This window comes from Puia sp. (assembly GCF_036500295.1).
GTDB lineage: Bacteria > Bacteroidota > Bacteroidia > Chitinophagales > Chitinophagaceae > Puia.
Window position 1 is genome coordinate 126,068 of record NZ_DASYCH010000092.1, and the last position, 26,277, is coordinate 152,344.

Annotated in this window: 17 protein-coding genes; 6 read left to right on the forward strand and 11 right to left on the reverse strand. The window is 57.0% G+C overall.

The genetic code is table 11. The features are described from left to right. The first annotated feature begins 10 nt into the window (after window positions 1-10). The gene (locus VGM48_RS17745; RefSeq protein ID WP_331581577.1) at window positions 11-1,567 is read left to right on the forward strand and encodes a RagB/SusD family nutrient uptake outer membrane protein; all 1,557 of its coding nucleotides are present in this window, start codon (window positions 11-13) and stop codon (window positions 1,565-1,567) included. Here the strand turns inward: VGM48_RS17745 and VGM48_RS17750 are convergent. Next, entirely contained in the window at window positions 1,518-2,117 is a 600-nt protein-coding gene (locus VGM48_RS17750; RefSeq protein ID WP_331581579.1) for a hypothetical protein, read from the reverse strand. The two genes, VGM48_RS17745 and VGM48_RS17750, sit on opposite strands and share 50 nt — an antisense overlap. Window positions 2,118-2,196: 79 nt before the next feature. Further along, window positions 2,197-3,465, reverse strand: coding sequence for a DNA recombination protein RmuC (locus VGM48_RS17755; protein WP_331581581.1), 1,269 nt, complete (start codon window positions 3,463-3,465; stop codon window positions 2,197-2,199). A gap of 47 nt (window positions 3,466-3,512) precedes the next feature. Here VGM48_RS17755 and VGM48_RS17760 point away from each other — a divergent pair, with 47 nt between their 5' ends. The 3 genes from VGM48_RS17760 to VGM48_RS17770 all read left to right on the forward strand — a co-directional run bounded on the left by VGM48_RS17760 (window position 3,513) and on the right by VGM48_RS17770 (window position 6,529). Beyond that, window positions 3,513-3,932 (forward strand): hypothetical protein, encoded by a 420-nt coding sequence (locus VGM48_RS17760; protein ID WP_331581583.1) that lies wholly within the window; start codon window positions 3,513-3,515, stop codon window positions 3,930-3,932. Between the two features lie 163 nt (window positions 3,933-4,095). Then, the gene (locus tag VGM48_RS17765; RefSeq protein WP_331581586.1) at window positions 4,096-4,875 is read left to right on the forward strand and encodes an MBL fold metallo-hydrolase; all 780 of its coding nucleotides are present in this window, start codon (window positions 4,096-4,098) and stop codon (window positions 4,873-4,875) included. 88 nt (window positions 4,876-4,963) lie between these two features. Further along, window positions 4,964-6,529, forward strand: a complete 1,566-nt coding sequence (locus VGM48_RS17770) for a glycosyltransferase family 39 protein (protein ID WP_331581588.1) — start codon at window positions 4,964-4,966, stop codon at window positions 6,527-6,529. Here the strand turns inward: VGM48_RS17770 and VGM48_RS17775 are convergent. Further along, window positions 6,438-7,958, reverse strand: a complete 1,521-nt coding sequence (locus VGM48_RS17775) for a glycoside hydrolase family 140 protein (protein ID WP_331581590.1) — start codon at window positions 7,956-7,958, stop codon at window positions 6,438-6,440. The genes VGM48_RS17770 and VGM48_RS17775 overlap by 92 nt on opposite strands. A 1-nt stretch (window position 7,959) precedes the next feature. Between VGM48_RS17775 and VGM48_RS17780 the strand changes: the two genes are divergently transcribed. Then, complete coding sequence (locus VGM48_RS17780; RefSeq protein ID WP_331581592.1) at window positions 7,960-10,686, forward strand: family 78 glycoside hydrolase catalytic domain; 2,727 nt, start codon at window positions 7,960-7,962, stop codon at window positions 10,684-10,686. A 4-nt stretch (window positions 10,687-10,690) separates the two neighbouring features. On the opposite strand, the gene VGM48_RS17785 is transcribed toward VGM48_RS17780, so the two are convergent. Together VGM48_RS17785 and VGM48_RS17790 are read right to left on the reverse strand one after the other, a co-directional pair. Continuing rightward, entirely contained in the window at window positions 10,691-10,888 is a 198-nt protein-coding gene (locus VGM48_RS17785) for a hypothetical protein (protein WP_331581594.1), read from the reverse strand. Between the two features lie 767 nt (window positions 10,889-11,655). Then, window positions 11,656-12,249, reverse strand: coding sequence for a hypothetical protein (locus VGM48_RS17790; protein ID WP_331581596.1), 594 nt, complete (start codon window positions 12,247-12,249; stop codon window positions 11,656-11,658). A gap of 35 nt (window positions 12,250-12,284) precedes the next feature. Here VGM48_RS17790 and VGM48_RS17795 point away from each other — a divergent pair, with 35 nt between their 5' ends. Further along, window positions 12,285-12,854 (forward strand): pentapeptide repeat-containing protein, encoded by a 570-nt coding sequence (locus VGM48_RS17795; protein WP_331581599.1) that lies wholly within the window; start codon window positions 12,285-12,287, stop codon window positions 12,852-12,854. Between the two features lie 5 nt (window positions 12,855-12,859). On the opposite strand, the gene VGM48_RS17800 is transcribed toward VGM48_RS17795, so the two are convergent. Genes VGM48_RS17800 through VGM48_RS17825 form a run of 6 tightly spaced genes read right to left on the reverse strand, consistent with a single transcriptional unit; the run spans window position 12,860 to window position 26,182 of the window. Continuing rightward, complete coding sequence (locus VGM48_RS17800) at window positions 12,860-14,551, reverse strand: alpha-L-arabinofuranosidase (RefSeq protein WP_331581601.1); 1,692 nt, start codon at window positions 14,549-14,551, stop codon at window positions 12,860-12,862. Beyond that, entirely contained in the window at window positions 14,548-17,943 is a 3,396-nt protein-coding gene (locus tag VGM48_RS17805; protein WP_331581604.1) for a VCBS repeat-containing protein, read from the reverse strand. Before VGM48_RS17805 ends, VGM48_RS17800 begins: the two co-directional genes overlap by 4 nt. Next, window positions 17,944-19,695 carry an alpha-L-arabinofuranosidase gene (locus VGM48_RS17810; RefSeq protein ID WP_331581606.1) on the reverse strand — a complete coding sequence of 584 codons (1,752 nt, stop codon included), beginning with the start codon at window positions 19,693-19,695 and terminating at the stop codon, window positions 17,944-17,946. Between the two features lie 8 nt (window positions 19,696-19,703). Further along, window positions 19,704-21,254, reverse strand: a complete 1,551-nt coding sequence (locus VGM48_RS17815) for a glycan-binding surface protein (protein WP_331581608.1) — start codon at window positions 21,252-21,254, stop codon at window positions 19,704-19,706. A 20-nt stretch (window positions 21,255-21,274) separates the two neighbouring features. After that, window positions 21,275-22,975, reverse strand: a complete 1,701-nt coding sequence (locus tag VGM48_RS17820) for a RagB/SusD family nutrient uptake outer membrane protein (RefSeq protein WP_331581610.1) — start codon at window positions 22,973-22,975, stop codon at window positions 21,275-21,277. 24 nt (window positions 22,976-22,999) lie between these two features. Next, complete coding sequence (locus VGM48_RS17825; protein ID WP_331581612.1) at window positions 23,000-26,182, reverse strand: TonB-dependent receptor; 3,183 nt, start codon at window positions 26,180-26,182, stop codon at window positions 23,000-23,002. Window positions 26,183-26,277 lie beyond the last annotated feature (95 nt).

Consider the following 26,277-nt stretch of genomic DNA (forward strand, 5'->3'; position numbering starts at 1 on the left):
GCTTTTTGCTATGAAGAATATTGTTTTGTTTTTGCTGGTGGCGGCTATCGGCTGCAGCAAGAAATTCGTGACGCTATACCCTGAAGGCCAGGTCAACGAAGGAAATTTCTATAAATCGACCGCGGATTTTCAGGAAGCGCTGGTGGGCGCCTATTCGCCCTTGCGGGACGCGGCGAATGTCGCCTTTTCGCTCGAGGAGATGCGGTCGGACAATACGTTTCTCGATTACAATGCGAAGGACCGGGGCGGCAGCGGCACCGAAGATCTGGCCGAATTCCTGGACAACTCCAGTAACACGACGATCGAAACGATCTGGACGGCGGACTACCAGGGTATCCAGCGGACCAATGTCATCCTTGACAAGATGAAGACTCCCCCGGCCGGCATGAATGATTCGGCAAAGAACCAGATCACCGGTCAGGCCGAGGCGTTGCGGGCCCATTATTATTTCGAGCTGGTGCGGCTTTTCGGATCGATCCCGCTGTATCTGCATGAGGTTACCGATGCGAAGACCGCCGTGGTGAACCGGAGTTCGGTGGACGAGGTCTATGCGCAGATAGAGGCCGATCTTTCCGACGCGCTGGGAAAGCTTTCGCCGCCGACGAAATTTCCGCAGTCGGGGGCCATCACCAAGGGGATGGTCGCAACGGAGCTGGGGCATGTCTATCTGACCCTGAAACAATATGACAAGGCCGCGCCGTTGTTCCAGTCGGTGACGCAGATGGGGTATGCGTTGCTGCCTAACTATGCGGATGTGTTCAAGACCTCCAACAAGAATTCTTCGGAATCCATCTTCGAGATCCAGTACAAGTCGGGAACGGATAATCAGGCGAGCCAGTTTGTCTATTATTTTATCCCGACGACTCCGTCGACAGGGGCTATCCTGGGTCCTTCCGCCGACTATAATAATACGGAAGGCAGCCTGAATATTCCCACCCAGAGCCTGATCAATGTCTACGAGCCCGGCGATACCCGGCTGGATGCAAGCGTCGGAGTGATCAAGGGCCATCTGGACGCGCAGACCGACTTCATCCCGGACAGCGTCGTCAGCATCCTGAGTAACAAAGACACGACAGGCAGGGGATATGGCTTTACGACTTCGGCGGCACACCGGTTTATCAAGAAACAATACAATCCACCGTATACAACACCGTTGGAATATAACACAGATGATGACTGGCCGGTATACCGGTATTCGGATGTGCTGCTGATGCTGGCGGAGTCATTGAATGAGCAGGGGCAGTCGGGCGCGGCCCTACCCTATCTCAACCAGGTGCGCAAGCGGGCCGGGCTTCCGGCGTCGACGGCTTCGGGTCAGGCGATGCTGCGGGATACGATCGCGCACGAGCGCAGGGTAGAGCTGGCCTTCGAGAACAAACGGTGGTTCGATCTGGTGCGTACGAGTCAGGCGATCCCGGTGATGACGGCGTATGGGACGGATCAGAAAAAGGCGTTTCCTTTCCTTTTACCTACCAGTTACAATGTAACGCCGAATAAGATGATCTATGCTATTCCGTTCAGAGAGACGCAGGTGAATCCAGGTTTGGGTCAGAATCCAGGTTACTGATGCGCCTGCGAACCCGGGTGTTTTTGATAAGGAGGAAGATGATGCCTGCGACAAGGCCGATGATATAGCCCAGATGGACCCCATATTGGATCCAGGCAGCGTGAAGGAAGGCGGGCCGGTTGGTGAGGTTATCGGGAAGATGGGCGGGTATCGTAGCATAGATGCCGGAGCCGATATGAGCGTTTGGACCGGCATAATAAGCGCCGACGGCGACGAGCAGCGAGACCAGGATGGTCAGGCCGAGGGATTGGAAGGCCGAGGGGAGAAACGTGTCGGCAGTGGGAAGGATGAGGGCGACGAGTCCGAGGATAACGCCGATGCAGAGTCCGATGAGCCAGGAGGTTTTGACGCCGGCGATGACGACTGCGCTGCGGGGCTGGGTCATATGCTGGGCGGCGAGGGTGTCGGCCAGGTTGGTCTGGATGAATTTGAATCTGGTATAATACTCCTGGCTAACGGAGAAGGTCACCTGATGATTAGCTACGCCGTAAAGGGAGGCGATCACGATCGCCACAGCGACAAAGAGCAGGTATATTCCAAATTTTCGCATGTTCGAACGGGCTATAACAAATTTAACGATGTGCGGGGGGAGTGCCAAATTTGAGTTCGGGGCGACGATACGGTAGAAATTATTCCTCTTCCGCCGAGGCGTCGTTGAGCAGCGATGAGGGCAGCTGGCCTTTTGTTTTTACACCGAGATCTTTTAGTTTGGTGGCCTGGGCGACGAGGTTGTCCTTGCCGGCGCTGAGTTGTTTCCAGGCATCCTGGTAGCTGTTTTGCGCGGCGTCGAGGGCGATGCCTACGCCCTGGAGGTTTTTGACGAAGCCGGTGAATTTGTCATAGAGCTTTGCGCCACGGTCGGCGATGGCCTGGGCGTTGAGGTTCTGGTATTCCCGTTTCCAGAGGTCGACGATGAGTTTTAGCGAGACGATGAGATTGGACGGATTGATGAGCAGGATGCGGCGGTCGTAGGCGTAGTTCCAGAGCTCGGGATCGCCTTGCAGCGCGGCGATATAGGCCGCCTCGCTGGGGATGAACAGCATGACGAAGTCGAGGGTTTTGTGATAGTCATCGTAGGCTTTTGTGCTCAGATCGGCAACATGATCTTTTATTGCGCGGACATGGGCCTGCAACTCTGCTTTTTGCGGGCCGGGATCGGTAGCCTCTACAAACCGGACAAAGGCGTTTAGCGAGACCTTGGCATCGATGATGACATGCCGGTCGTCAGGATATTTTACGATCGCGTCCGGGCGCATCCTGCTGCCCTTTGCCTCACTTCGCAGGGCCCTGCCCTCCGCATCATAGAGCTGGTATTCCATAAAAAACTCTTCCCCCTTCCGCAAGCCGGATCTTTCCAGGATGGATTCGAGGATCACTTCGCCCCAGCGGCCCTGGGTCTTGGCTTCGCCCTTCAGGGCCTTCGTCAGGTTCTTTGCGTCTTCGCTTAGCTGCTGGTTCAGCTGGGCGAGTTCTTTGACCTTCACGCCGAGGGAGAACCGCTCCTTCGACTCCGCGTCATAGACCCTGTTGATCTGATCCTTAAAGTCGTTGAGGGTCTTGCCGAGAGGGGTCAGCAGGTTTTCCAGATTGGTTTTATTGAGCTGCGTGAAGCGTTCGGCCTTGGTTTCGAAGATGCGCTGGGCGAGGTTCTCGAATTCGGTGCTGAATTTCCGGTTCAGGCCTTCCAGTTCCCGGGTCTGTCCCTGCAACTTTTCTTCCAGCGCCTGGCCGGCGGCCCGCGCCAGTTGCAGTTCGGCGGTGAGGGCGGCCTTTTCTTCCGCATGACGGGCCTTATCTTCGGCATGACGGGCCTTTGCCCAGAGCCAGGCGATAAGCATGCCGGCGAGTGCACCCAGCAGCAAAAAGCCGATTCCGCCCGCTATTGTTAATCCCGTCATAGTGTCGATTTTTTTTGCTATATTTAGTCAGGCCTTAAAGATACAGTATGTCCTCAAAATTGTTCTTTTACTGTCTGAAGGTTTGGCTTGTCAGCGTGCTGATCGGGCCGGCATTGTTCTGGTGCTGCCTGATGCGGATCGATACGGATGCTTCTTATACGTTTACCGAGTTTCTTGGTTTTTGGGGCTACGGGATCCTTTATGGAATCGCGTTCTCTCTCGTTTCATTCCTACTTTTCTGGGGTTCGCTGATCTATATCTATCGCCGGGACTGGACGGGCCCGCAGCGGCGGTTGGCGACGGCCTTTCTGGGCATCGTTCTTACGATCGTTCCGTTCATTATCTTTTTCGGAACGCTGAATTTCTTTGACGAGTCTACCCGGGTCGCGTTTTGCCTCAGCTATCTTCTTCCCATCCTTGGGGGCATCTTTATTTACCGCAGTCCGCGGCCGGCGAGCAAGGCATGAGCCGCGGCCGGCAAGCAAGGCATGAGCCACGCCCGGCGAGCAAGGCATGAGCCGCGCCAGGCGGATTGGCGGGGAGCTGTACCGGCGCAAAAACTCATTCCCCATCGAACAAAGCTGTTTTTGTCTTTGTTGATGCCCTACTGAGTAAAGACAATTTCCATTTATGAGTTCTTCTTCGACAATCATTTATATTGGCGGTCCCACGGTGATCCTGGAGATCGGCGGGCTACGGTTGATGACCGATCCCACCCTGGATCCCGCGGGGGTCGTTTTTCCGATCAATGGCAAGCCCGGCTATTCCAAATTGATGGGTCCGGCGGCGGCCGATACCGGGGAGATCGATATCGTGCTGCTGAGCCACGATCAGCATGGCGACAACCTCGACAATGCGGGCCGGGCGTTGTTGCCCGCCGTGGGCCAGGTGCTGACGACCCCGGCGGGCGCCCAGCGGCTGGGTGGGAATGCCAGGGGGCTTGCGCCCTGGGAGAGCGTGGATGTCACAGCCCCGGACGGAAAGGTCATCACGATCACCGGCACGCCGGCGCGGCACGGTCCCGCGGGCAGCGAGAAGATCACGGGGGACGTCACGGGATTTATCGTGCGGGTTAAAAGCGATCCGGGCCTTGAACTCTATTTTACGGGGGATACCGTCTTCTACGAGGGCGTCGAAGAGGTGGCCCGGCGATTCCAGCCGCAGAACGTCTTTGTCTTTGCGGGCGCCGCGAAACCGAGAGGCCCCTTTAATGTGACGATGGGCGCCAATGATGTACTCGATACGGCCGGGGCGTTTCCGAAGGCTACGATCACTCCCCTGCATTTCGAAGGGTGGTCCCATTTTACCGAGAATGCGGAGACTTTAAAGGTATCGTTTGCCGCCCTGGGGATCGCCGATCGACTGAAGGTCATTCCACCGGGAGAGGCGGTGTCCCTGCCATTGGCATAAAATTAACCCGGGGGGATGCAACATTTATTCACCGGCGGCCGACATTAAATCCGCTTCCAGCAGTCGCTGGAAGGCTAAATCGGGTTTCATGCCATCATCCGCTCTCCGTCCGGTCTCTTCCTCCTCACAACGTCCGGGCATTCTGTGGTTGGTCTATGCGCTCGCATTGGCGAAGTTTGTTTTACCCTTCCTCCTACAGCATCCGGTGTACGAGCCGCACCGGGATGAATTTCTTTATCTTGCCGAGGGCCGGCATCTTTCCTGGGGCTATGTAGAGGCGCCGCCGCTGTTGTCGCTGCTGAGCTGGTTCTCCGATATGCTGGGCGCCGGATTTTTCTGGATCAAATTCTGGCCCGCGCTGTTTGGGGCGATGACCTATATCCTTGTGGGGCGGATGATCCTTTTGCTTGGCGGCGGCCGTTTTGCGCTGTTGCTGGGCTTTCTGCCCTTCATCGGCGGATACTTTTTACAGCTGCATTTCCTGCTGGCGCCGGGCTTCCTCGGGGTTTATTTCCAGACGCTGATGATCTACGGGCTTGTACGCTATCTCCGCTCTGGCCGGACGCGTGGGCTCTACCTGATGGGCCTTGGGTTTGGGCTGGGGATGCTCAGCCAGTATTCCCATTTGCTTTTTACTGGCTGGCTGCTCATCGGGTTGCTCCTGACTCCCGGACGGCAATTGTTTCGAAACCGGCATTTCTATCTTGCATTTTTGCTGGGGCTGCTGCTTTTTTTGCCGAATATCCTCTGGCAGACGATGCATGGCTGGCCCGCGATCAGGGAATGGAACCGGCCGGATCTTGATTTTGTGCTGGACTTTTTCCGGGATCAGCTGACCTTTAATCTGCCGTCGCTTTTTATTTGGGTATCGGGATTGTTCTGGGTGGCCTGGACCGAAGCCGGAAGAGAATACCGTTTCGCGGGTTGGACGGTGCTGGGGATGACGGCAACACTTGTGCTCCTGAGGGAGAACAGCGATCGGGCGATGGGCCTCTACCCTGTCCTTTTTTGTTTTGGGGCGGTGGCACTCGAGCGGGCGTTGCGTTTTGAGCGAAAGGTCTGGAGATATGGCTTATTGGGATTTACCGTGCTGACGGGCTTTGTGATGGATACCGTTTTTCTGCCGATGATGCCGCCGAAGGAACTTGCGGCGTATTATTCGTGGAATCCGGTTTTCCGGCGACTTGGCTTTCTGTCCTGGCCGGACCGGCGGGATCATGCACTGCCGCAGCGATTCGCGGAGATGCTGGGTTGGGAAGAGATGGCGTTAAAGGCGGCCAGGGCGTATGAGTCCCTGGACAGCCTTGATAAGACCAGGGTTTTGCTGAACAGCGGCGAAAACTATGGGGAAGGCGGAGCCCTTGATTACTATGGGCCGAAATATTCTTTGCCGCCGGTGATGAGCCGCGGGGCGGATTATGCCTTGTGGACGCCTGCTGCTTACTACGATCGGGATGTGTTTATCGTGACGGCGACGGACTGCGGGGATATGAAGAAATTTGCCAGCGCCACCCTCCTGGATAGTGTGACGCATCCGTATTCCGCGGAATACCGCAGTTATATCATTTTGATGCGGGGGCCGAATGCGGAGGTGCGGCAAGAGTGGAAGAAGGGATCTGCCGCGGAGCATCGCGGGCAGCTGGCGGCGAGGTAGCAGGCGGCGGATAGGCGTGGCCGGCATCGTCGAGAACGAGGACCCAGTCATTGCCGGCACCCTGGGATGGCGGGGTAAGCGAAAGCGGCTTGCCGGCGGAGAAGGCGCCGATCTTTTGCGCAGTCGCATCGCGGGGGTTGAACCACCACGCGACCAGGTTCCTGGCGCGGAGGTGTGCAGGGTTGATGACAACCGGTTTCCCAACAGGCAAATAGATCATCGCATAGTCGCCGGCGGCGCCGGTGAAGGCTTCGGCATGTTCGCCGCCGATACCCTGGCCGTCCATGATCAGGGCAGTATCCGGTAGCCGCTCCAACGGAGGGCGGGATTCTATCAGTCTGCGAAGATAGCCGGCCTGGGTCGCGCCGGGACGCTGCAAGGCGTTGAGCCAACCGCGATCGGGGTAGTTGATCGCTTCTTCGCGGGCGCTCATAAACTGCCAGACGGCGTGGTGACCATACGTGACACCGCAGGCGCCGGCAAAGACCGATCGATACAGCTGTTTGCGAACATCGTAGTCATTAAAGCGGCCATTTTCAGGATTCCATTTCGGCCAGGGGTTGACGGGGTGATCTTCATAGTTTGGTTCCGCGTCAAGGGTCGGTTTTGCAGGACTCAGGGCGCGGTCGCGGGTGACGAGTTGCCAGCAGGGGGTGTCGTGGCCGCTGCCGTGGCCGGATTGGAACATGTTGAGGTCAAGCCATGGCTCGTTGTGGATCCATTGCGATGTGGAATTGGGGCCGCCGCCGGGATGATAGGTGATCAGGCATCGATGCCCGGTGGCGGCGATGATGCCGGCGGCCATCCGGCGCCAGATGGGGCGCCAGTCGCCGTCTTTTGTCAGGGCGGGGCGGTCACCGCCAAGAATCCAGATGATATTGGGAGCGTCTTTGTATCTGTTGCCGAGCCATCGGCCATAGGTATAGGCGTTGGTGCTGTCGAAGATGACGGGGCCTTCGCCCCAGGCTTTTGTCACCTTGTCGCCCCAGGTGGGGAGCAAGCCGATGAACAGGCCGCGGCTTTGCGCCATTTTCACCGTACTGTCGACGATGGAAAAATAATGCTCGTCGGGTTGGGTGGGATCGAGATGATGCAGCGGCAGATCACCATAGCGATTGGGGCGGCGCAGGCCGTCGAATTCCGCAAGGGCTACGGCCTGGATGACGGTGAAGCCTTTTGCGGCACGGTCGTCGAGATAGGTTCTGATCTCTTCGAGGGTGAGCCGGTGGAAGAGTTCCCAGCCCGTGTCACCGAGCCAGAAGAAGGGGGTGCCGTCGGTGTACTGGAGATAGTGGCCGTCGGGGGTGACGCGAAGGCGGCCATGGGTCCAGGTTGGCGCGGCTTTGGCCCTTGCGGGGATTGACTGAGCGATACCAGCCGCCGGCAGGAGGAATAGGGCGAACCAGTATATTTGGAGTCTAATTGGCATTATGCAAAAATACATTTATTTGGTTCTGGCGCTGGGGTTGCCCTTTCTCGTTAGCGGGCAGGATTTGCAGCCCTTGAATTTATCCTGTGAGTACCGGGAGGATCCGTTGGGCATCGATGAAGCACATCCGCGGCTGGCGTGGGGTCTTTTCAGCCGGGAGCAGGATCAGTACCAATCGGCCTATCGCATCCTGATCGCCAGTACCGGCAAGGCGCTGGAAGCCGATCGCGGCGATTGCTGGGATAGCCGCAAGGTCCCCGACAGCGAGAACATCAATATCGTGCCGGGAGGAACGCCGCTCCAACCTTTTACCCGGTATTACTGGAAGGTGATGGTCTGGGATCAGCATGGCCGAACGAAGGGTTGGAGTAAGATCGCCTGGTTTGAGACGGGGATGATGGATAGCACGAATTGGCGGGGGAAGTGGATCAGCGAGACTAAGCCGCTCCCGGCAACGGATGAGGATTATTACAAGGACGCCCCGGCGCCGTTGTTTCGCCGGACGTTTGCGGTAACAAAGAAGGTTCGCAGCGCCCGGCTCTATATCAGCGGGCTTGGGTACAATGAGCCGTCGATCAATGGCCGGAATGTGGGCGATGCGGTGCTCGATCCCGCGTGGACGGACTACAGCCATACGGTCTATTACAGCGTATATGATGTTGGTGGACTATTACATGCAGGTTCAAACGCGATCGGCGTATTGCTTGGCAACGGCTGGTACAATCCCCTGCCCTTACGGCTCTGGGGCCGGCTCAATCTGCGTGAAGCGCTGACAGTCGGGAAGCCGAAGGTGCTGGCTGATCTGCGTATCGTCTATACCGATGGGAGTGTCGAAACCATCGCCAGCGATGAGCGCTGGCAGGCGGGGGAAAGTTCGATCCTGCGCAACAGTGTTTTTCTGGGGGAGAAGATCGACGGCCGGAGGGAACCCGGGAACTGGAAGGCGGCGGCTGTGACTGATGCGCCCGGCGGAAGATTGGTCGCGTCGATGATGCCGCCGATCCGGATAAAGCGCAGGTTTTCGGTCCAGGGGATCAGCGAGCCGGAGCCGCGGGTATACGTCCTCGACCTTGGACAGAATTTCGCGGGCTGGATCCGGATGCGGCTGCGGGGGCGTGCGGGACAGGAAGTTCATTTCCGGTATGGCGAGATCCTGCAGGCGAACGGCCGGGTCAACGGACTGACCACGGTGGCGGGGCAGATCAAAGAGATGTGGCATGTCAATGGCGGACCGGGCGCGCCACCGACGGCCTATCAGGAAGACAGCTATATCTGCCGGGGAGACAGCACCGACCTCTTTCAACCGCATTTTACTTTTCATGGGTTCCGGTATGTCGAGATCACCGGGCTTGACAAACGGCCGGCGAAGACCGACCTCGTGGGACTGGGGCTCAATACCGATGTGGCGGAGGTTGGGGACTTCCAAAGCAGCGACACACTGCTCAATGCCATTCAGCAGATGGTGAAAAATACGTTTCTGAGTAACCTGTTTGGCGTTCAATCGGATTGTCCGGGAAGGGAGAAACAGGGATATGGCGGAGATATCGTCGCGACGGCGGATGCCTTTCTTTACAACTATGACATGACGGGGTTTTATGCGAAGACGCTGGGCGATTTTGCCGATGCGGCGCGACCCAATGGGGGGATGACGGAATGTGCGCCGTACAACGGCATCGCCGATGAAGGTTTTGGCGGCGGCACGGGACCTATCGGCTGGCAGTTGGCCTTCCCTTTTTTGCAGCGGGAACTGTATCGATTTTATGGGAACAAGCGGGTTGTCGAAGAGCAGTATGGAAAATCGGTTCGGCTTGTTGAATTCCTGCATAGCCAGGCAAAGGAGGGATTGATCGATCCCGGGATCGGGGATCACGAGGCCGTCAATCCCAAGCATGTGCCGGTGACCAGTGGGGCGTTTTATTATGGTCATGTAAAGCTGTTATCGCAGCTGGCGGGATTGCTGGGGAAGACCGCGGACGAGCGGCGATGGGCGGCATTGGCGGACAGCATCGGGGCTGCTTTTAACGGTCGCTATCTTCAAAGTGATGGAGCGCGGTATGATACGTCGGCCAACCAGACAACACAGGTCTTTCCGTTGTGGTGGGGACTGGCGAAAGATCCCGGGAAAAGTTTTGCGGAGTTGGTCCGGCTGATCGATGGGGTTGAGAACGGACATTTGTCGACCGGCATTTTTGGAACGAAGATGTTGTTCGATGTGCTGCGACGTTTCGGGCGGAATGACCTTGCTTACCGGATCGTGAGCCAGCGGGATTTTCCCGGCTACGCCTATATGCGGGATCATGGAGCCACCACGCTGATCGAGTCCTGGGGGCTAACGGATCAGAACAGCTGGAATCATCCGATGTTCGGATCGGTGAGCGAGTGGTTCTATCGGGGGCTGGGCGGGATCAATCCTGCGGATGATGCATACGGGATGGATAAGCTGGTGCTGCGCCCTGCGCCTGTCGGTGACATCCGATATGTGCATGCGGGGGTGCGAACGATCCGGGGACGGATCGGGTCGACCTGGACGAAGAAAGACGGGGTATTTAACTGGACCGTTGTCATTCCACCGAATACGCGGGCGGAGGTGGATGTGCCGGCGAAATCCGGTGATACGGTAACCGCGGATGGGAAGAAATTGAATAAAGCCGGTTGGAAGGAAGGGGTTTACCGGGTTGCGATCGGTTCCGGACTGCATCGTTATGTGGTGAATCCGCGGAACCGGTGAGCGGTTAGTTGCGGGCTAGCAGACGTTGGGTATAATGCTCCAGCGAGACCTGGAATTGATAAAAAAAGGCTTCCTTTAATCTAACTTCGGGGAGACCGGTATATTCGACCAACAGGGAGATCGAGACCTGGCGGAAGGGGTGATAGTCTAAATAGATCTTGGCGGCATAGGCGCCATCTATGTCTTTTTGAGAAGGGATCATAGCGGTAGAAATTGGACTGTTATCAAGGTGAGGGGCAATGGCCTCAGGGATCAGTTTTCCGTAAAAGTTACGGAACAGGGACAAAAACGGATGTTCCCATAGTGTAAGAAAAACACTTAGTGTGCAAAAAGCAACGGCTTTGTTCAAATACAATCGCTTACATGTGATCTGCCTTCAGGGAATTTGGGTAGAATGGAAATGAAAAAACCGTCTCCAGGAGACGGTTTGCGATAGTTGTTTGGGTTTGGCTGGAAGGGATAAGGCGCCGAAACGGCGATGGTTATGGTCGATCAGGCAACAGTCAGGTCTTTAGTTTTTTGCTTTGTCGTTTGACGCTACTACCGATTTTGGGATATATTCGAAGATATCCAGGAAGGATTGTATCTGGCCTTCATTCAGCAAAGGTTTAATGATCCGATAACGAGAGTCCCGCGTCCGCATAATCAAAGAAAGGATTTATAGATGTTCCAAATAGTAAGTATCCTGTTTTTTCCTATTTACTACCCCGGATATTCCTAAACTTTATCCCAGTTAGTCCTATTTTATATCCCGATCTTTCCTGGTTATAGCGAACACGCCTGAGTGCACCTCCCGAATCGCCCATACCGGGAAAGCATCCTAAAGTTACGGGAATCTGTCCTGAATTACTAAAATAATTAGTATAAAATGGCGGGATCACCCCGCTTTAATGTCGCTTTCACACCTGATGTTCATGGATTTAGACATTTAGATCCAATGGAATGCTGGTTAGGGATTTCCGGTGGTCATCAGTCCAGGTAGCTTCTGCCGAGGATGCGGTTGCCGTTGATGACGGCGCGGACCCCGTTAGCCGCTGTCGCGAGCGCGCAGCCGATGGCGACGATGGCGATGGCGTTGTTAGGTGGGATCATCTTTTCCACGATGAGGGCCAGACCGACAAGACCGACGAGTGTCGTCCATCCGCCGACGTAATAGTCGAACCGTCGTTTGAAAATGGTGGCCAGGGGAAAGAAGTGCAACCCGATGATGAGGGCCAGGCAGGGGATGAAGAGGTAATCGAGGTTCGTATTGACCAGCACGTTTTTTACGACGAGGATGGCGAGGCCTTCGGTGCCGAAGATATATAGAAACTGGCGTGCACGTTTGCGATCCTCCGCGGATTCCGTTGAATCGGCGGATTTGGGCAATGTTTGATTGACGCGATAAAATTTTACATAGTGGGCCAGGAAGTAGAGGAGAATGAGCAGGAAGAAGCCGCCGATAAGCCCGTAGTCTTTGCCTTCCAATGCCACCTCGGCGATGACGGTCCAGATGGTGGTGAAGATCATCATAAGGAACAGGCCGCCCATCGGGCTCTCCAGGTCTTTTCTCGAAGGGGGCATCGTGTTTTTATTTAAATATACGTTATCTTCCGATTATGGATGCTTTTGTTGAAGATCAAACTTTTGATACCATCGATTTTACAATAAAACCGCCGGCCAAGGGCACTTATGATCATTGCATTTTCAGCCACTGCGATCTCTCTTCCGTCAATCTTTCCGAGATCATCTTTGTCGATTGTCGGTTCACCGGCTGCAACCTGTCGATGGCAGCGGTGTCTGCGACGGTGTTTCGGGATGTACAGTTTGGTGAATGCAAGATCCTGGGTGTAAGGTTCGATCAGGCTTCGGCGTTTGGCTTCTCCTGCCGGTTCACTGATTGTATCGTGGATCATAGTTTCTTTTACCAGATGAAGATGAAAAAGACGGCCTTTGTCCGCTGCCAGTTGAGACAGGTAGATTTTTCGGGTTGCGATCTGAGTCAGGCGGTATTTGACGCATGCGATCTTTCGGATGCGGCCTTTGAGAATACGGTGTTGGAGAAAGCGGATCTGAGGACCGCCTTCCACTACTCGATCGACCCGGAGCGGAACCGGCTGAAAAAGGCCAGGTTTTCGCTGGAAGGCGTGCGGGGGTTGCTCGGAAAGTATGATATCGTAGTGGAATAGGCGGATTATTTTCCCACCACCAGAAATACTGCGCCACGGGCGGGTACGGTGATGCAGATGCCTTTCGCCGTTGTAGCCGTAAATGCGGGAATTGTCGCATAGTCGGCGGGGCCGCCGCCGGGGGCGGTGGTCGTCTGGCCATTGACGAGGACTCTGCGCGGAAACTCGTCGGGGCTATCGCCCGCTAGGGTATACCAGTAGAAGTTTTTGCCGGGTCGAAAGTGGCGGATGTCGAGGCGGATGGTCGTCGGGGTCGTACCGGGATTGACGAGAGCGGCGCCGACCTCTCCAGAGGAGAACCCGGAGGCATAGGCCTTGATGGTGGTATCGCCACTAAGCGTTGAGTTGAGCAGATGATCGCCCATGAATCGCTGCAGATAGTAGAGATAATAAAACGAGGGCCGCGGGGAAAAACGGGTTACACCAGGTTCGTCGCCGGCGCTGAAGAGCCCGTGGTCATTGCCGCCATCCCAGCCGTTGATGAGGTCCCAGCGGGCGGCGAGGCCATATTTGTTGCGCAGCGTTTCCCCCATCACGAGGACGGAGAAGAGCCCGCTCGTGTTGGACACCTGCTGTTTGTTCCCCCTGGCGAACATGTTCCATTCATCCATCGCAACGGGTTTTATCGGGACACCGTTATCGTGCAGCGATTGGGTCACATAGCGCATCTGCTCGCCGGGGATCGTGACCGCGGCATTGAGAATTTCCGCGGCGGTGGAATTCTTGTTATAGGGCGTGAAGTAATTGTGGACGACGTAGTAATCGGCGCAGTCGCGGGTACCAGGCATCATGCCGGCGTTCCAGTTTCGGGTGATGGGAAGATCCCAGGGATGCGGGGGACCTTCCACGGTGACGGCCCCGATATAAATTGAGGAACCCGTTTCGGCAGCGGCTTTGCGCATCGAGTCGGCGAAGACGCGAAAATGTTTCCCGTAGAGTGCGCCGCTGAGCAATTTGGGCTGCCCGTTCCAGTGAGCATCCGTTGTGTCGATGCGATAGCCGTATTCCCAGGTGCCGTTGTTCTCGTTGCCGATCTCCCAATAGCGGGTGCGGCCATGATCATAGCGTACCCAGTCGGCGGCCAGATGGGCGGCGGTAGCCACCGGTTCGGCGCTTGTGCCGTAACGGGCATAGCCATAGTTGACGGTGATGAGTCCCTCATTGCCGGTCTCCATTAACATCTTGTAATACTCATCCAATGTGGCAAAACCGTTGAGGGGGCGGCCGTAGAAATAGATCGGCGTTTCCTTTTTCCCATCTTTATTGACGATCTGTTTTGGAATGTCAGCCGGGAGATTGAACGGACCGGCATTCCAGAAATAGGCATCGCTGCCACTGCCGGCTGGCCACCGGATGACATGGGGCTGGAGGTTGCGGAGATTGGTCATGAACATCCGCTGGCTGACCATGGATCCCATCCAGGTATTGATATTATGGCCGAATTCGCCGGGCGGGATCAGCGTGATGGTGCTGTCGGGGTCGATCGTGAGAACGGGGGTCTGTTTTGTGATCGCGGACCTTTCGCTTTCCTGTGTCGTGGGTGGGAGAAATTTTTTTTCGCTCCAGTCGTCGAGGAAGAAGCCGATGGTCGGCGCGGCGGCGGGGTGCGGGTGGGCGCCGGCCGCGGGGACAGCGGGATGCGGATGATTGGCATTGAGGAGGCAGCATAGGCCGAGTAAGACAAGGATCTTGTTCATGGCAGGGTAATTTTGTTCAGTTGGTAGGCTTTTACCGGTTGATCGTTGACGGCGGTGAGTAGGATATGGTGATTGCCGGTGCGAATCAGCTTCAGATCTTTTACATCCCCGTCGAGAAGGAGTCCGCTTACAGCGGGCGGCACGGGGGTCCAGCCTCCATGGCCATCACCCTTCAACAGGAGTCCGTAGGATGCGTCATAGCGGCCGGGCATAACCGCGCCCTGGTATTCATTGCCGGCCAGGATGAGATCGGCGATGCCGTCGCCATCGACATCGGTGGCGACCATTGCGTTGACGGGCGCCAGTTGCGCCGTCCGGGGAAAGGGATGAAAGTGGAAGCCACCCTTGCCGTCGTTGGAGAACCAACCGCTGCGGGTTTCGTTACATTGAAGGATGAGGGAACCCGATCGCATTTCCGGTGTCAGCAGTTCGTTCGCGGGCGCTTTGGCATAAGCCTCATTGGTCTCATATCTTTTTTTGATGGAGGGCATTTGCCAGGCCCAGGCATCGCGGGATATACCGGCGGAGAGTACATACTTCCCGTCGTCATCTTTTAAATAATAGCAGAACACCGGGTCGATCGTTCCGTTGCCGTCGAAGTCCTTTGCCACCAGTTCGGCCGGCCGGGTTGTATCGATGTGCCAGGGATTGTTGAGCCCGAGATTACCGGCCACGATATCCGGGTGGCCGTCGTGGTCGATATCCGTGATGAGGAGACTGCGCCAGAAGCCGGAATACCGGTCGAGCCCCGACTGCTGCGTAATCTCCTCAAGCGTCGAACCGGTGTTCCGAAAGATGCGGACCGGCATCCAGTCACCGGCGAGGAGGAGATCTGGCTTCCCGTCGCCGTCGATGTCGGCGACGACGGCAGAATTGATCATGCCGGGAGATCGCAGGGCCGGGCAGACGGCGTCCGTCACGTCGGTGAAGTGCCCATGATCGTTCCGCAGGAGATAAGATCGCGGCGACCGGGGCCAGGCGCCGAGGGCGAGCCGGCCGCCGATGAAGATATCGGGATCGCCGTCCCCGTCGAGATCGGCTACGGCAACCGACTTTGCCAGCGTTCGGATCTGGGGCGGGAATGCGGCGCTGTCGAGGCGAAGATTTCCTTTTCCATCGTTGTGATAAAGGCGGGGGCGGTAATAGGCGGAGCCGTCTTCGAACTCACTGCTGCCGCCGACTACGAGGAGATCGGGATAGCCGTCGCCGTCGGCATCGAACCAGACGCTTTGCATGTCTTCCTCGTATTTTGGTCCGCCGACAAGGTCTTTGCCGGTAAAAGAACCGTTGGGATTTTGGTGGAAGATCCTGCCGGACTGCCGGAAGGCGCCGCCGACAAAAAAATCTTCCCGGCCATCCCTGTCGATATCGGCGATGCTGATGAAAGGGCCTTCCTGGGAATATTTTTGCGGAAGCAGGGGCTGGAACTGGTAGTCGAAGAACATTGTTTCCTTATGACGGAAGTCGATCTGTTCCTGTTGGGTAATCTCCCGGAAGAGCGGCGGGGGCGGTTCGGCGGCGGGATCGTCGACGAGTGCGTCGGATTGTTTTAATGTCAGTACGGTGTCGATGGCTGGGTGGAGCAGGGTCTGCATCTTATTATTTGGCCAGCGGATGACGAGGGAATCCGGCCGGCCGTCGCCGAAGCCGAAGTGCAGGCGGTTGTCCATTGTCGATAGATATCCGCGTACCGGGAATTGTTCGCCGGACTGGGTGGTGTCATGGTCGTAGGCTTTCACCAGGGCACCGATCCCGTCCCGGTTGTTCCCGTCACCTTGCAGGCGCAGTGTGAGCCAGTGGGCCTTTTTTGCCTCATTGCGCCTGACAAAGGCCTCGCCGTTGATGTTGTTGACGACGAGGTCGAGGTCGCCGTCGTTATCCAGATCGACATAGGCTGCGCCGTTGGAGATGGATCGCTCGGTGATCCCCGCTTCCGTGGAGAGGTCGTCAAAGCCCAGTTGTCTGTTGTTGTGATAGAGATAACTGTGTAATGCAAGCGGCCCCTGCGCGGTGAGCCGGTCAATGAATTTCCGGCGCTGGCCCTCATCGGATTCGGGGATGCCCGTGGAGAGAACGGTGTTGTGGGCATATTCCAGGAAATCGATGTTGGTGGGGTCCCGGCCGAGGCCGTTGGTGATGAAGACATCTTTCCAGCCGTCGTTGTCGAGATCGGCGAGAAGAACGCTCCAGGACCAGTCGGTTTCGGCGATGCCCGCCATTTCCGCTATCTCGCTGAAATAGGGGATCGCCCGGCCGGCGGATAATGGCTGACCATTGGCCGGGCCGATTGCGGCAGGTCCCGGCTTTCGCGTGCCGTTGTTGAGCTGGAGCATATTGTGGACATACTGAGGTTCATAGCCTTTGTCCATTTCCAGCTGGTGACGCTGTTCGGTGAGAAAGGAATACATCATCTTCTTCCGCCGGCCGGTCTCGGGTTGCATATCGAGGGTGAGGATATCGGGGAGCCCGTCGTTATTGAGATCTCCGGCATCCGTGCCCATGCTCGAATACGACTGGTGGCGGAGCGCGGCGGCGATACAGTTTGTGAAGGTTCCGTTGCCATTGTTGAGCCAGAGCAGGTCGTTGCGGATGTAGTCATTCGTCACGTAAAGGTCGGGAAGGCCATCGCCGTTGAAGTCACCTGCTACCACTCCCAGGCCGTTGCCGTCGTCGACGATGCCCGTGGCGGCGGAGACATCGGTGTACACCGGGTGAGTCTGGCCGGCCGGGGTGCCTGTATTGTGATAGAGTTTGTCGGCGGCCGGGGCGCCTGCGACGATCCTGTCTTCGCGGATATCGTTTGGCCGGGCTACGTCGAGGGTGTGATTTACGAGATACATGTCCAGGCGGCCATCGCCGTCATAGTCGAAGAAGAGCGCCTGCGTGGAGCAGGCCGTGTCGGCCAGGCCATAGTCGGCGGCCTGTTCTTTAAAGGTGAGGTCATGTTGATTGATGAACAGGAGGTTTTTCCTTTTACTGCCCGGGACCTTCCCCGAGACACAGACATAGATATCGGGCCAGCCGTCGCCATTGATGTCGACGACGCTGACGCCGGTGCACCAGACTGCGGTGGCGAGGCCGGCGTGATCGGTAATGTCCTCGAAGTTGAATCCGCCTTTGTTGAGATAGCAGCGTGAGCTGACCTGGTTGCCCGCGAAAAAAAGATCGGGGCGGCCATCCCGGTCAAAGTCGCCCACTCCTACCCCGCCGCCCATATAGGTATATTCGTTGACGAACATATTCAGGGAATCGTTTTCGGTGATCGTATTGGCGAAGTGGATGCCGGTAACGGATGCGGGCAGGGTAGTAAAATGCCATCCCTGCCCAACATTCGTTTGCTTACAGGATAATGCGACAGCTATCAGGAGCCATATCAGTATTGCACGGATCATTTATTTTTTATCAGCGACCAAATAGATAACACTCATCGGGGGTACTGCGAGTTTTATGGTTCCGCTCAGCGCGGCGCCATAGGGTTTTATGGATGCATAGTTCAGCGGACCGCCGGTCGGGGTAGCCGGGCCGGCGCCATTGACGGCCACCTGGCTGGAGAAGGGTGCGTTGTCCGTTCCGCCGGTGAGGATATACCAATGATATCTCGATCCCGCGGGAAAGTGGCGAAAATCGACGGACACCACATGGTTGATCGTCCCCGTGTTGATGATCACCGTTCCGGCCTGGCCCGAACCAAAGGTGGACGACCAGGTAGTGATATCGTTGTTCGCCCGATAGAGGGTGTCGGCGACCATGCGATCGCCAAAACATTTCTGGAAATAATACATATAGTAGAATGCCGGCCGTGGGTTCCAGGCCGGAGCGCCCGGTTCGTCCCCGTTGTTGAACATCCCCATGTCGTCGCCGTTGTCATACCCGTTGGCGAGATCCCAGCGACTGGCTTCCCCGTACTGGTTCTTTATAAAAGAGCCGAGGGTGAGGGCGGCATGGATGCCGGCGATATAGGAGGTGTTCTGTTTGGAGCCGACAGCCCGGATATTCCATTCGGTCATGGCGATGGGTTTGTTGGCCACACCGGCGCCCTGCAACTGCTGCTTAATGAAATTCATGACGTTGGGGGGCTCGCTAAGACCCGTGGCCAGGATGTCTGGCGCCGTGGAATTGGTGTTATAAGCCGTGAAGTAGTCGTGGACGATAAAATAATCGGCGGTGCCCGCGGCATTGCTTAAGACTCCCTGGTTCCAGGTCTGGGTGGTGCTGTTGTCGTAGGACTGCGGCGGGGAAGCATAGAGCGTGGCGCCGATGTAAATGGTCGCACCTTTCTCTTTGGCAGCGGCCCGCATGGAGTCCGCGAAGACCTTTACATGCTGACCGTAGAGGGCGCCCGTGACGATCGCGGGCTGGCCGTCGTGGTTTGTCGATTGATCGATGAGATAGCCGGCTTCCCAGTTGCCATAGGTCTCGTTGCCGATCTCCCAAAACTTTGTGCGGCCATTGTCATAGCGTACCCAGTCGGCGGCGAGATGAGCGGCGGCGGCAACGGGGTTTGGGGCCGTGGAATAACGGGCATAGCCGTAGTTGACGGTGATGATCCCGGTGGCATTTGTCTGGGCCAGCAGGCTGTAGTAATTGGCAAGTGCGAGCGTCCAGCTTTGGGTGTTGCCCCCATACCAGGCGTTGATGGGTCCGCGTTTGCCGGTGTAGTCGAGGAGGCTGTCGGGGGCATCGGCCGGTTTTGGATCTGCGTCGGCGCCATTCCAAAAATAGATGTCGCTGTTACTGCCGGCGGGGGCCCTGATGATATTCGGGGACAGGTCCTTTATATACTGCATCAGATTGTTCTGGGTGACGATCTGCCCCATCCAGAGATTGGAATTGTTGCCGAAGACAAAGGGCGGCACTTTCGCCAGCACCTTGTTCACATCGATGACAAGCGAGTCCGAGGCGGTTGCCGGCGGCGACGGACTGTTGGGATTATCACCGGGTGCGGAGAAGCTGCGCTGCGTCCAGGCGTTGCCGAAGAAACCGACGGTTGCCGGAAGGGGGGGATCCACCGGGTTATAGGTGGAATCGGTTGCCGAAGGTTTATTGCCGTTGCCGTTGTTCGAACCGCCGGACTTGTCGGATTTCTTACAAGCGGCCCCGCCGAGTACGAGGGCGAGGCCGAGTATGGTGCCAATCAGTTTCATTTGTTGGTTTATTGTCCTTTTACGATGCGCACGTTGTCGATGGCGAGATTCAGTCCATTTGCCGGGACGGTCCCGGTGGACTGGTCATTGGCCAGGGAGAAACACAGCGCCGTGGAACCGAAATCGGAGAATAGGGATGGCGGTGTTCCGCTGGTCGGAAAGGACTGGTAATCCCATTCATTGGCATCATCCTTTGCATTTTTGACTTTGCCGTTGATCAGCACCGTGCCGGTGCCCGTCGAGGGATTGATGAACTGGTTTAGCGGCACTGTCACGGTCACCCAGCCGGAGGGCTGGTATACACCGCCGGTAGCCTTTTCCCATGGGGCCACCCGGGCCAGATAATATTTCCAGACGTACCAATCCCCCAGCATTATCCAAAGTGCGCCGGCCTTCCAGGGCGCGGCAACATACATTTCGAATTTGAGGGAGTAGCCGTTCACCGAAGTAGAGGGACTGGCCACCCAGGGCACATCGTTCAGCTGAAGCGCGCTGGGGTTGCCTTGTGAGACGGGAGGTGTATTGGGGGCCATGGCGCCGGCGTTGACCAGGACGCCCATATTGCCGGTCGAGTTGGGATAGGTGGAGGATGGAGTCGCGGCGCCGGCTGCGGTCCAGGAAACCCAGCCGGTATTGTCCGTGACCTGCGGCCACTGGTTCTCGAAGGTCGAGAGATAGCCGGGTGAGGCAGGAGTAAGATAATTGTCGAAGGGCTGCGGTGAGGAAGAAGTTCCCAGGGTACCGTTGATCGTAATTGCGCCCGGTGCGGTGATGCCGGAGGGGACAACGGCGGAGAGATGGTTGACATCGATGGTCTTAAAGCTGGTGGCCGCGATGCCGCCGGGGAAGGTAACGTTCTTGATGCCGATGAAATTGATCCCGGTGAGCGTGATCGTATCGCCGGCGATGGCATTCTCGTTGGAAGCCGCGCTGATCCCCATGGGTGGCGGATAAGGGAAGGAAGCGACCCCATAGGTGCAATAGACGCGTAAGGAATCCGTGAAGGCCGTACCCGCGGGGATCGAAGCCGTTATCGTCTGGAATGCGGAGTCTGTCTTATAGGTCAGCGGGGTATCGACACCGGCAACGGGGAAGGTGATCTTTTTGATGCCGGCAAGGTTGGTACCGCTGATGGTTGCGATCGTGCCCGTGATATCGAGAGAGATCGAGGTGATGGCGGGCGGATCGAGATAAAGCGTGAAACTATAGGTTGTGGAGCCGTGATTCGTCACGATGCGGATGGTGCTGGGTGCATTTGGCTTCGTGGCGATGGTCTGGGCATACGACGGAACCGAGAGGATGATGGTGGTGCCGGTGGAATAGACCGGATTGAAGTAGGCCGAGGTGTCATTGAAGTACACGGTCTGCAGTCCGTCCAGGTTGTGACCCTGGATGACGATCAGCGTTCCGGGATGGGCCTGGGTAAAGGTGCTATCTTTTTTGGCGGGGTCTACGGTGCGGACGTCGGTGACCGTGGGCGGGCCGCTGCTGGAGTTCTTTTTGCAGGCGAATTGCACGAGGCCTGCGATGATCAGAAGGAATATTATTATTCTTTTCATTGTATCTTTTTTTATGGCAATCAATATTTCACTTTGCTGAAGTCGAAGGCGACCGGCGGTTGTTGGAGGATCGGGGCGACGAGGAGCTCCGATTCAGGATAGGGCAGGTCGGCCGTCTGCGGGGTGATAGGATAGGAAACCGTACCGGGGTAGCCATCTGCACCGAAGACTGTCAGGAAGGAGTTGCCGCCGTTGTAGGTGATGTTATAGTTGCCGCGGTCCTGATTGCTGAACCAGGCCAGTGCATTGGCGGGATCGAAGTAGTACCAGGTCTTCCAGTCATACCAGGCGTGACCCTCGAAGGCGAACTCCACTTTTCTTTCCCAGAGGATATCCATATAGGAGATGGAGGTCTTTGAAGCGATGCCGGCTCTTTTCCGGACGGCGTTGTAATACTTGAGGGCTTCGGGATCCGAGGTGGAACTGTTGTTTCCGAGGATAGCGTCGGCATAGATGAGGTAGACGTCGGCCAGCCGGAAGATATAGGTGCTGAGGTTCTCATCCTGTTGTGCACCGAGACCGCCATTGTCCGCGGGGGAGCCGACGACGTATTTCTTTACATAGGCGTGGTCGCTGCCGTAGCCGTTGCCTTTGTCGCCGGCGTTGGTGATCTTGGCATTGTTGAAGAGCGTGGTATCGACGCGCCAGCCGCCGGCAGACTGGCTGATATCGGGATAGACGGCATTCGGCATAAAGACCGTGGCGCGTCTGCGGATGCTGTCATCGGGGTTGTTGAAATAATACTGCATGAGATTGGGCGAGCCGCCGAAGGCGCCGCCCCAGCCGTCGCCGGTCTGGGTGATGAGGGCGCTGTAAGCGAGGTTCGCCTGCATATGGTTTTGGACGAACCACTGGCCCGTGGGAACCCAGAGGAGGGACAAGAGACTTTCAGACGGCACCGCGGTGCCGCTGAAATACTTGGAGGTAAAGAGATCGTAGTAGTTGGACATGAGTGCGAGTCCGCTGTTGTTGCAGACGTCGCCGGCATAGATCCGTGCGCTGTCCAGGTCGGTTTGGTTGCGTTTGCCGCCGGACTGGCCGAGACCGGAACGGACAAGGAAGGCGCGGGCGAGCAGGCCTTCGGCGCTCCATTTTGTCACGCGGCCCGGTTGCGGGGGAGAAGCGGGCAGATGGTCCATCGCCCAATGGAGGTCGTTGATCACAAACTGCCAGGCATCGGCTAGATTGTTGCGATGGATGGTTGTATCCCCGATCTGATGAGCGTTGTCATAGATGATGGGTACCGCGCCCCAGATGAGGGCCAGATAGTAGTAGGCGGCCGAGCGCATCAAATAGCATTCGGCGAGACCGGCGTTTTTGCCGGCCGTGGTGGCGCCGGGACCTGCGCCTTTTATATTGGCAGCAACGACATTTGCGTTGGCCACTACCGACCAAAGGGCCTGATAGGCGCTTTGCAGGGCACCGCTTGGGTCGGTGGCCGAGACGGAGAAGCTGAGATAGGCACCCCGACCGTTGTAGTTGTCGGTTGTGCTGTTACCGCCCAGGACATCCCCGATGTATTGGAGGGAGGTGCCGTTGTAACCACCCCATGAACCGTTGTACAGCGGGCCCGTGCCTTCGAGGATCTGTTCGTCCGTCAGGTAGAAGGTGGCCGAGGTGGGTGAAGCCAGCGGTGGGCGGTTGAGGAATTCTTTTTTGCAACCCGGCAGGATGCTCATGCCGAGGAAGATAAGGGTGAGAAGTTTTATTATTCGTTGCATATTGGCGATTTGTATGATGAAAGATCAGAAGTTGACGGCGACGCTGAAGACATATGACCGGGTCTGCGGATAGCGGCCTTCGTCCATGCCGACGATGTTGAATCCGCCGTAGGAATACATCCCTATTTCGGGGTCATAACCGGTGTATTTTGTAACGGTGAAGACGTTTTGCGCCTGGGCGGTGAAGACCACTCCGCGGAGGAAGTGGGTTGCGTTGACATATTTCGCCGGGAGGCGCCAGCTTAGGCGGGCGTTCTTCAGCTTTATATAGGAGCCGCTTTCCACGCTCCATTGCGAGAGGCGGGCGTTGCCGTTTGCGTCGGAGGCCGAGGGCCGCGCGATCTTGTAGCCGGGGTTGGTGAGTGTTGCGGTGAGTGCGTCGGCGGCGGCAATGCTGCTGGGCACCGCGAAGTTCACGTCCGACCGGAAGTGGTTGGCGTAGGGGCCCGTGCCGAGAGGGATGTACTCGTTCTCGTACCGGGTGAGGTTCAATATTTTGTTACCGTATACGCCGGTGAAGAAGAGGCTCAGCTCGAAGCCTTTGTAGTCGAAGGTGGAGGTGAAGTTGTAGGAGAACTTCGGCCAGGGATTACCGATGATGGTCCGGTCGTTATTGTCGACGAAGCCATCTTTGTTGATATCCCGGAATTTGATATCCCCTACCCAGGAGCCCTGTGCGGGATCGACGGTCATCTTGGAATTGGAGGTCTGGATGGCGTGGCCGGCGATGTCTTTATAATTCTGGAAGAGGCCGTCTGCCACATAACCCGTGATCGTGCTCAGCGGTTGGCCCACCTTGGTGAGGAATTCCGCCTGGCGGCTATTGGTCGTCGAGTAATATTGGGTGTAGATGGGAGCGTAGAGCCGGGTGACCTTGTTGCGATCCATGGAGAAGTTGACGCCGGTCTTCCACTGGAAGTCTTTCGTGGAGATATTGACGGTATTGACGGTTACGCCAAAACCTTTATTCTCCATGCCGCCATAGTTTTCGATGGGCCAGCTGAGCTGACCGCCGTAGCCGCCGCTGAGATAACCGCCGAGATAGCTGGGACCCGAGGCGGGGAGGATGAGGTTGGAGATCTTCTTTTGATAGGCATCGGCGATGATCTCGACGCGGTTGTTGAAGAGATGGGCGTCGAAGCCGACGTTGCCCGCCTTGTCCTGTTCCCATTTGAGATTCGCGTTGGGATAGTTACCGGGGAGGAAGCCGCCGCCCCATACGGTGATCGAGGCGTAGAGATTGGAGTAGATGGCGCCTCCGGGACCTGCATTACCCGAGATGCCATATTCGCCGCGCAGTTTCAGGTCGTTGAGCCAGGAGATCCCCTGCATGAACTTCTCGTCGGATATCTTCCAGGCGAGGGAGGCCGCGGGGAAGGTGCCGAAGCGGTTATTGGGACCGAAGTTCGAGCTGCCGTCATGTCTTACGACCACCTGAGCGATGTATTTATTGTCATATGTGTAGTTGGCACGGGCAAAATAGGATTCCTGGGAACCGTCGCCGCGGGAGCTGCTCGGGTTGGAGACGACCGTGCTGGCGACACTGAGCTCCTGCACCGTGTTGGTCGTATACCCCTGGCCGTTGGCGGAGAGGCTTTGATAGGCATATTGCTGGGCTTCGTGGCCGGCCATGATCGATGCGGCGTGTTTCCCAAGCGTCCAGTCGTATTGGATGCGCGTATTGAGGGAGGCCCACCAGTTGTTGGCGCTGTTACGGCTGCCCGTGGTGTTGGGGTTCACATAGGCGCCGATGGTATAAGAAGGATTGAACGTGTACCCATTATTAAAGGTATAGTTGCCGTTGACCTCAGTGTGCCAGAGCAACCCTTTTATCGGGGTGATATCGAGGTTGAGGCCGCCGATGGCGCCGAAGGAGGTGTTGTAATTGTTATTGAGATTGGCCAGCGCCACGGGGTTGGTGGCGGAGTACTGTGCCTGTGCGGCGGAAGGTCCACCGAAGGTGCCGTCGGGGTTCTTTACCGGGATGGTGGGGTTCTGGCTGAGGGCGACATTGACGATATTCGCCTGGAAGATGTTCACCTTTTCTTTTGTGTCGAAGATGTTGAGATTGGTGCTGATCTTTAGCCATTTACTCGCCTGGTTAGCCAGGTTGAACCGGAGAGAGCCGCGCTGGAAACCGGAGCCGATGGCGATCCCGTTTTGGTTGGTGTATTCCCCGGAGAGATAGAAGGTGGTGCGATCGGTGCCGCCGCTGACGGCGAGCGAATGTTTTTGCATCCAGGTATTCTGGAAGAGGGCGTGCTGCCAGTCGGTGCCGGGGCCGAGCAGGGAAGGATCGCTGAGTTCATCGGGTTCCTTGGGGACCAGGCCAAGATTCTCCAGTTTCTGGACGTAGACGGCATAATCCCGGAGATTCATCACCGGTTGGTTCTTTGGCCGGGTTTGGAGGCTTTGGAGTTCGTTGACGGTGACCCGGGTATTACCGGCCTTTCCCTGTTTGGTCGTGATCATGATGACTCCGTTGGCGCCGGCCGCGCCGTAGATGGAGGTGGCGGCGGGTCCTTCGAGGACGCTGATATTCTCGATGTCATCCGGGTTCAACCCCTGGAGTTCGTTGGCGAGGTTGGGAGTCGAGTTGTAGGCCCCGCCGGTGGGCAGGCTGGGGCGGATCTGGACCCCGTCGATGACGTATAATGGCTGGTAGTTGCCGGTGACGGTGCTGACCCCGCGGATGATAACGGAGGCGCCTGCGCCGGGCTGACCGCTGGTCTGGCTGACATAGACATTGGCGGCCTTGCCCTGGAGAGCCTCGTCGAGGGTGACGTTGACGGTTCTATCGAGATCGGCCGCGGAGATCGTCCCGACGGCGGCGCTCATATCGGATTTCTTCATCCGGCCGTAGCCGACGACGACCACGTCGTTTAGGCTGCTATAGTCCTGGTTTAGAGAGATGTTGAGCGTGGCGGATGTACCTACCCGGACCTCCTTTGCCACATAACCGACGGTCGAGATCACCAGCACCTCGTTTGGCGCCACCGTGATGGTAAAATTACCGTCGGCGTCGGTCTGAACGGAATTTTTTGTCCCTTTTACTGTAATGGAGGCGCCGGGAACGGACGCTCCGCTTGACTGGGCGGAGACCCTACCGGTGAGGCGGTGAGCCGGAGGCTGGGCGGCCAGTGGGAGAGAGAGAATGAGGGCCACTGAAAGCAATCCCAGGATAGTTTTGGTTAGTTTTGGCGACATAATGCAATCGGTTTATTTTTTCACGATAAAAGTAGGGTTCCCGGGCTGGAAGGATGGGTATGAAATCGGTTAAAATAGGGGCTAAAATGTTTATA

Excerpts from the sequence above, each read along its gene's own strand:
- VGM48_RS17745 (WP_331581577.1), top strand. The coding sequence starts at position 11 with ATGAAGAATATTGTTTTGTTTTTGCTGGTGGCGGCTATCGGCTGCAGC.
- VGM48_RS17750 (WP_331581579.1), bottom strand. The coding sequence starts at position 2,117 with ATGCGAAAATTTGGAATATACCTGCTCTTTGTCGCTGTGGCGATCGTG.
- VGM48_RS17755 (WP_331581581.1), bottom strand. The coding sequence starts at position 3,465 with ATGACGGGATTAACAATAGCGGGCGGAATCGGCTTTTTGCTGCTGGGT.
- VGM48_RS17760 (WP_331581583.1), top strand. The coding sequence starts at position 3,513 with ATGTCCTCAAAATTGTTCTTTTACTGTCTGAAGGTTTGGCTTGTCAGC.
- VGM48_RS17765 (WP_331581586.1), top strand. The coding sequence starts at position 4,096 with ATGAGTTCTTCTTCGACAATCATTTATATTGGCGGTCCCACGGTGATC.
- VGM48_RS17770 (WP_331581588.1), top strand. The coding sequence starts at position 4,964 with ATGCCATCATCCGCTCTCCGTCCGGTCTCTTCCTCCTCACAACGTCCG.
- VGM48_RS17775 (WP_331581590.1), bottom strand. The coding sequence starts at position 7,958 with ATGCCAATTAGACTCCAAATATACTGGTTCGCCCTATTCCTCCTGCCG.
- VGM48_RS17780 (WP_331581592.1), top strand. The coding sequence starts at position 7,960 with ATGCAAAAATACATTTATTTGGTTCTGGCGCTGGGGTTGCCCTTTCTC.
- VGM48_RS17785 (WP_331581594.1), bottom strand. The coding sequence starts at position 10,888 with ATGATCCCTTCTCAAAAAGACATAGATGGCGCCTATGCCGCCAAGATC.
- VGM48_RS17790 (WP_331581596.1), bottom strand. The coding sequence starts at position 12,249 with ATGCCCCCTTCGAGAAAAGACCTGGAGAGCCCGATGGGCGGCCTGTTC.
- VGM48_RS17795 (WP_331581599.1), top strand. The coding sequence starts at position 12,285 with ATGGATGCTTTTGTTGAAGATCAAACTTTTGATACCATCGATTTTACA.
- VGM48_RS17800 (WP_331581601.1), bottom strand. The coding sequence starts at position 14,551 with ATGAACAAGATCCTTGTCTTACTCGGCCTATGCTGCCTCCTCAATGCC.
- VGM48_RS17805 (WP_331581604.1), bottom strand. The coding sequence starts at position 17,943 with ATGATCCGTGCAATACTGATATGGCTCCTGATAGCTGTCGCATTATCC.
- VGM48_RS17810 (WP_331581606.1), bottom strand. The coding sequence starts at position 19,695 with ATGAAACTGATTGGCACCATACTCGGCCTCGCCCTCGTACTCGGCGGG.
- VGM48_RS17815 (WP_331581608.1), bottom strand. The coding sequence starts at position 21,254 with ATGAAAAGAATAATAATATTCCTTCTGATCATCGCAGGCCTCGTGCAA.
- VGM48_RS17820 (WP_331581610.1), bottom strand. The coding sequence starts at position 22,975 with ATGCAACGAATAATAAAACTTCTCACCCTTATCTTCCTCGGCATGAGC.
- VGM48_RS17825 (WP_331581612.1), bottom strand. The coding sequence starts at position 26,182 with ATGTCGCCAAAACTAACCAAAACTATCCTGGGATTGCTTTCAGTGGCC.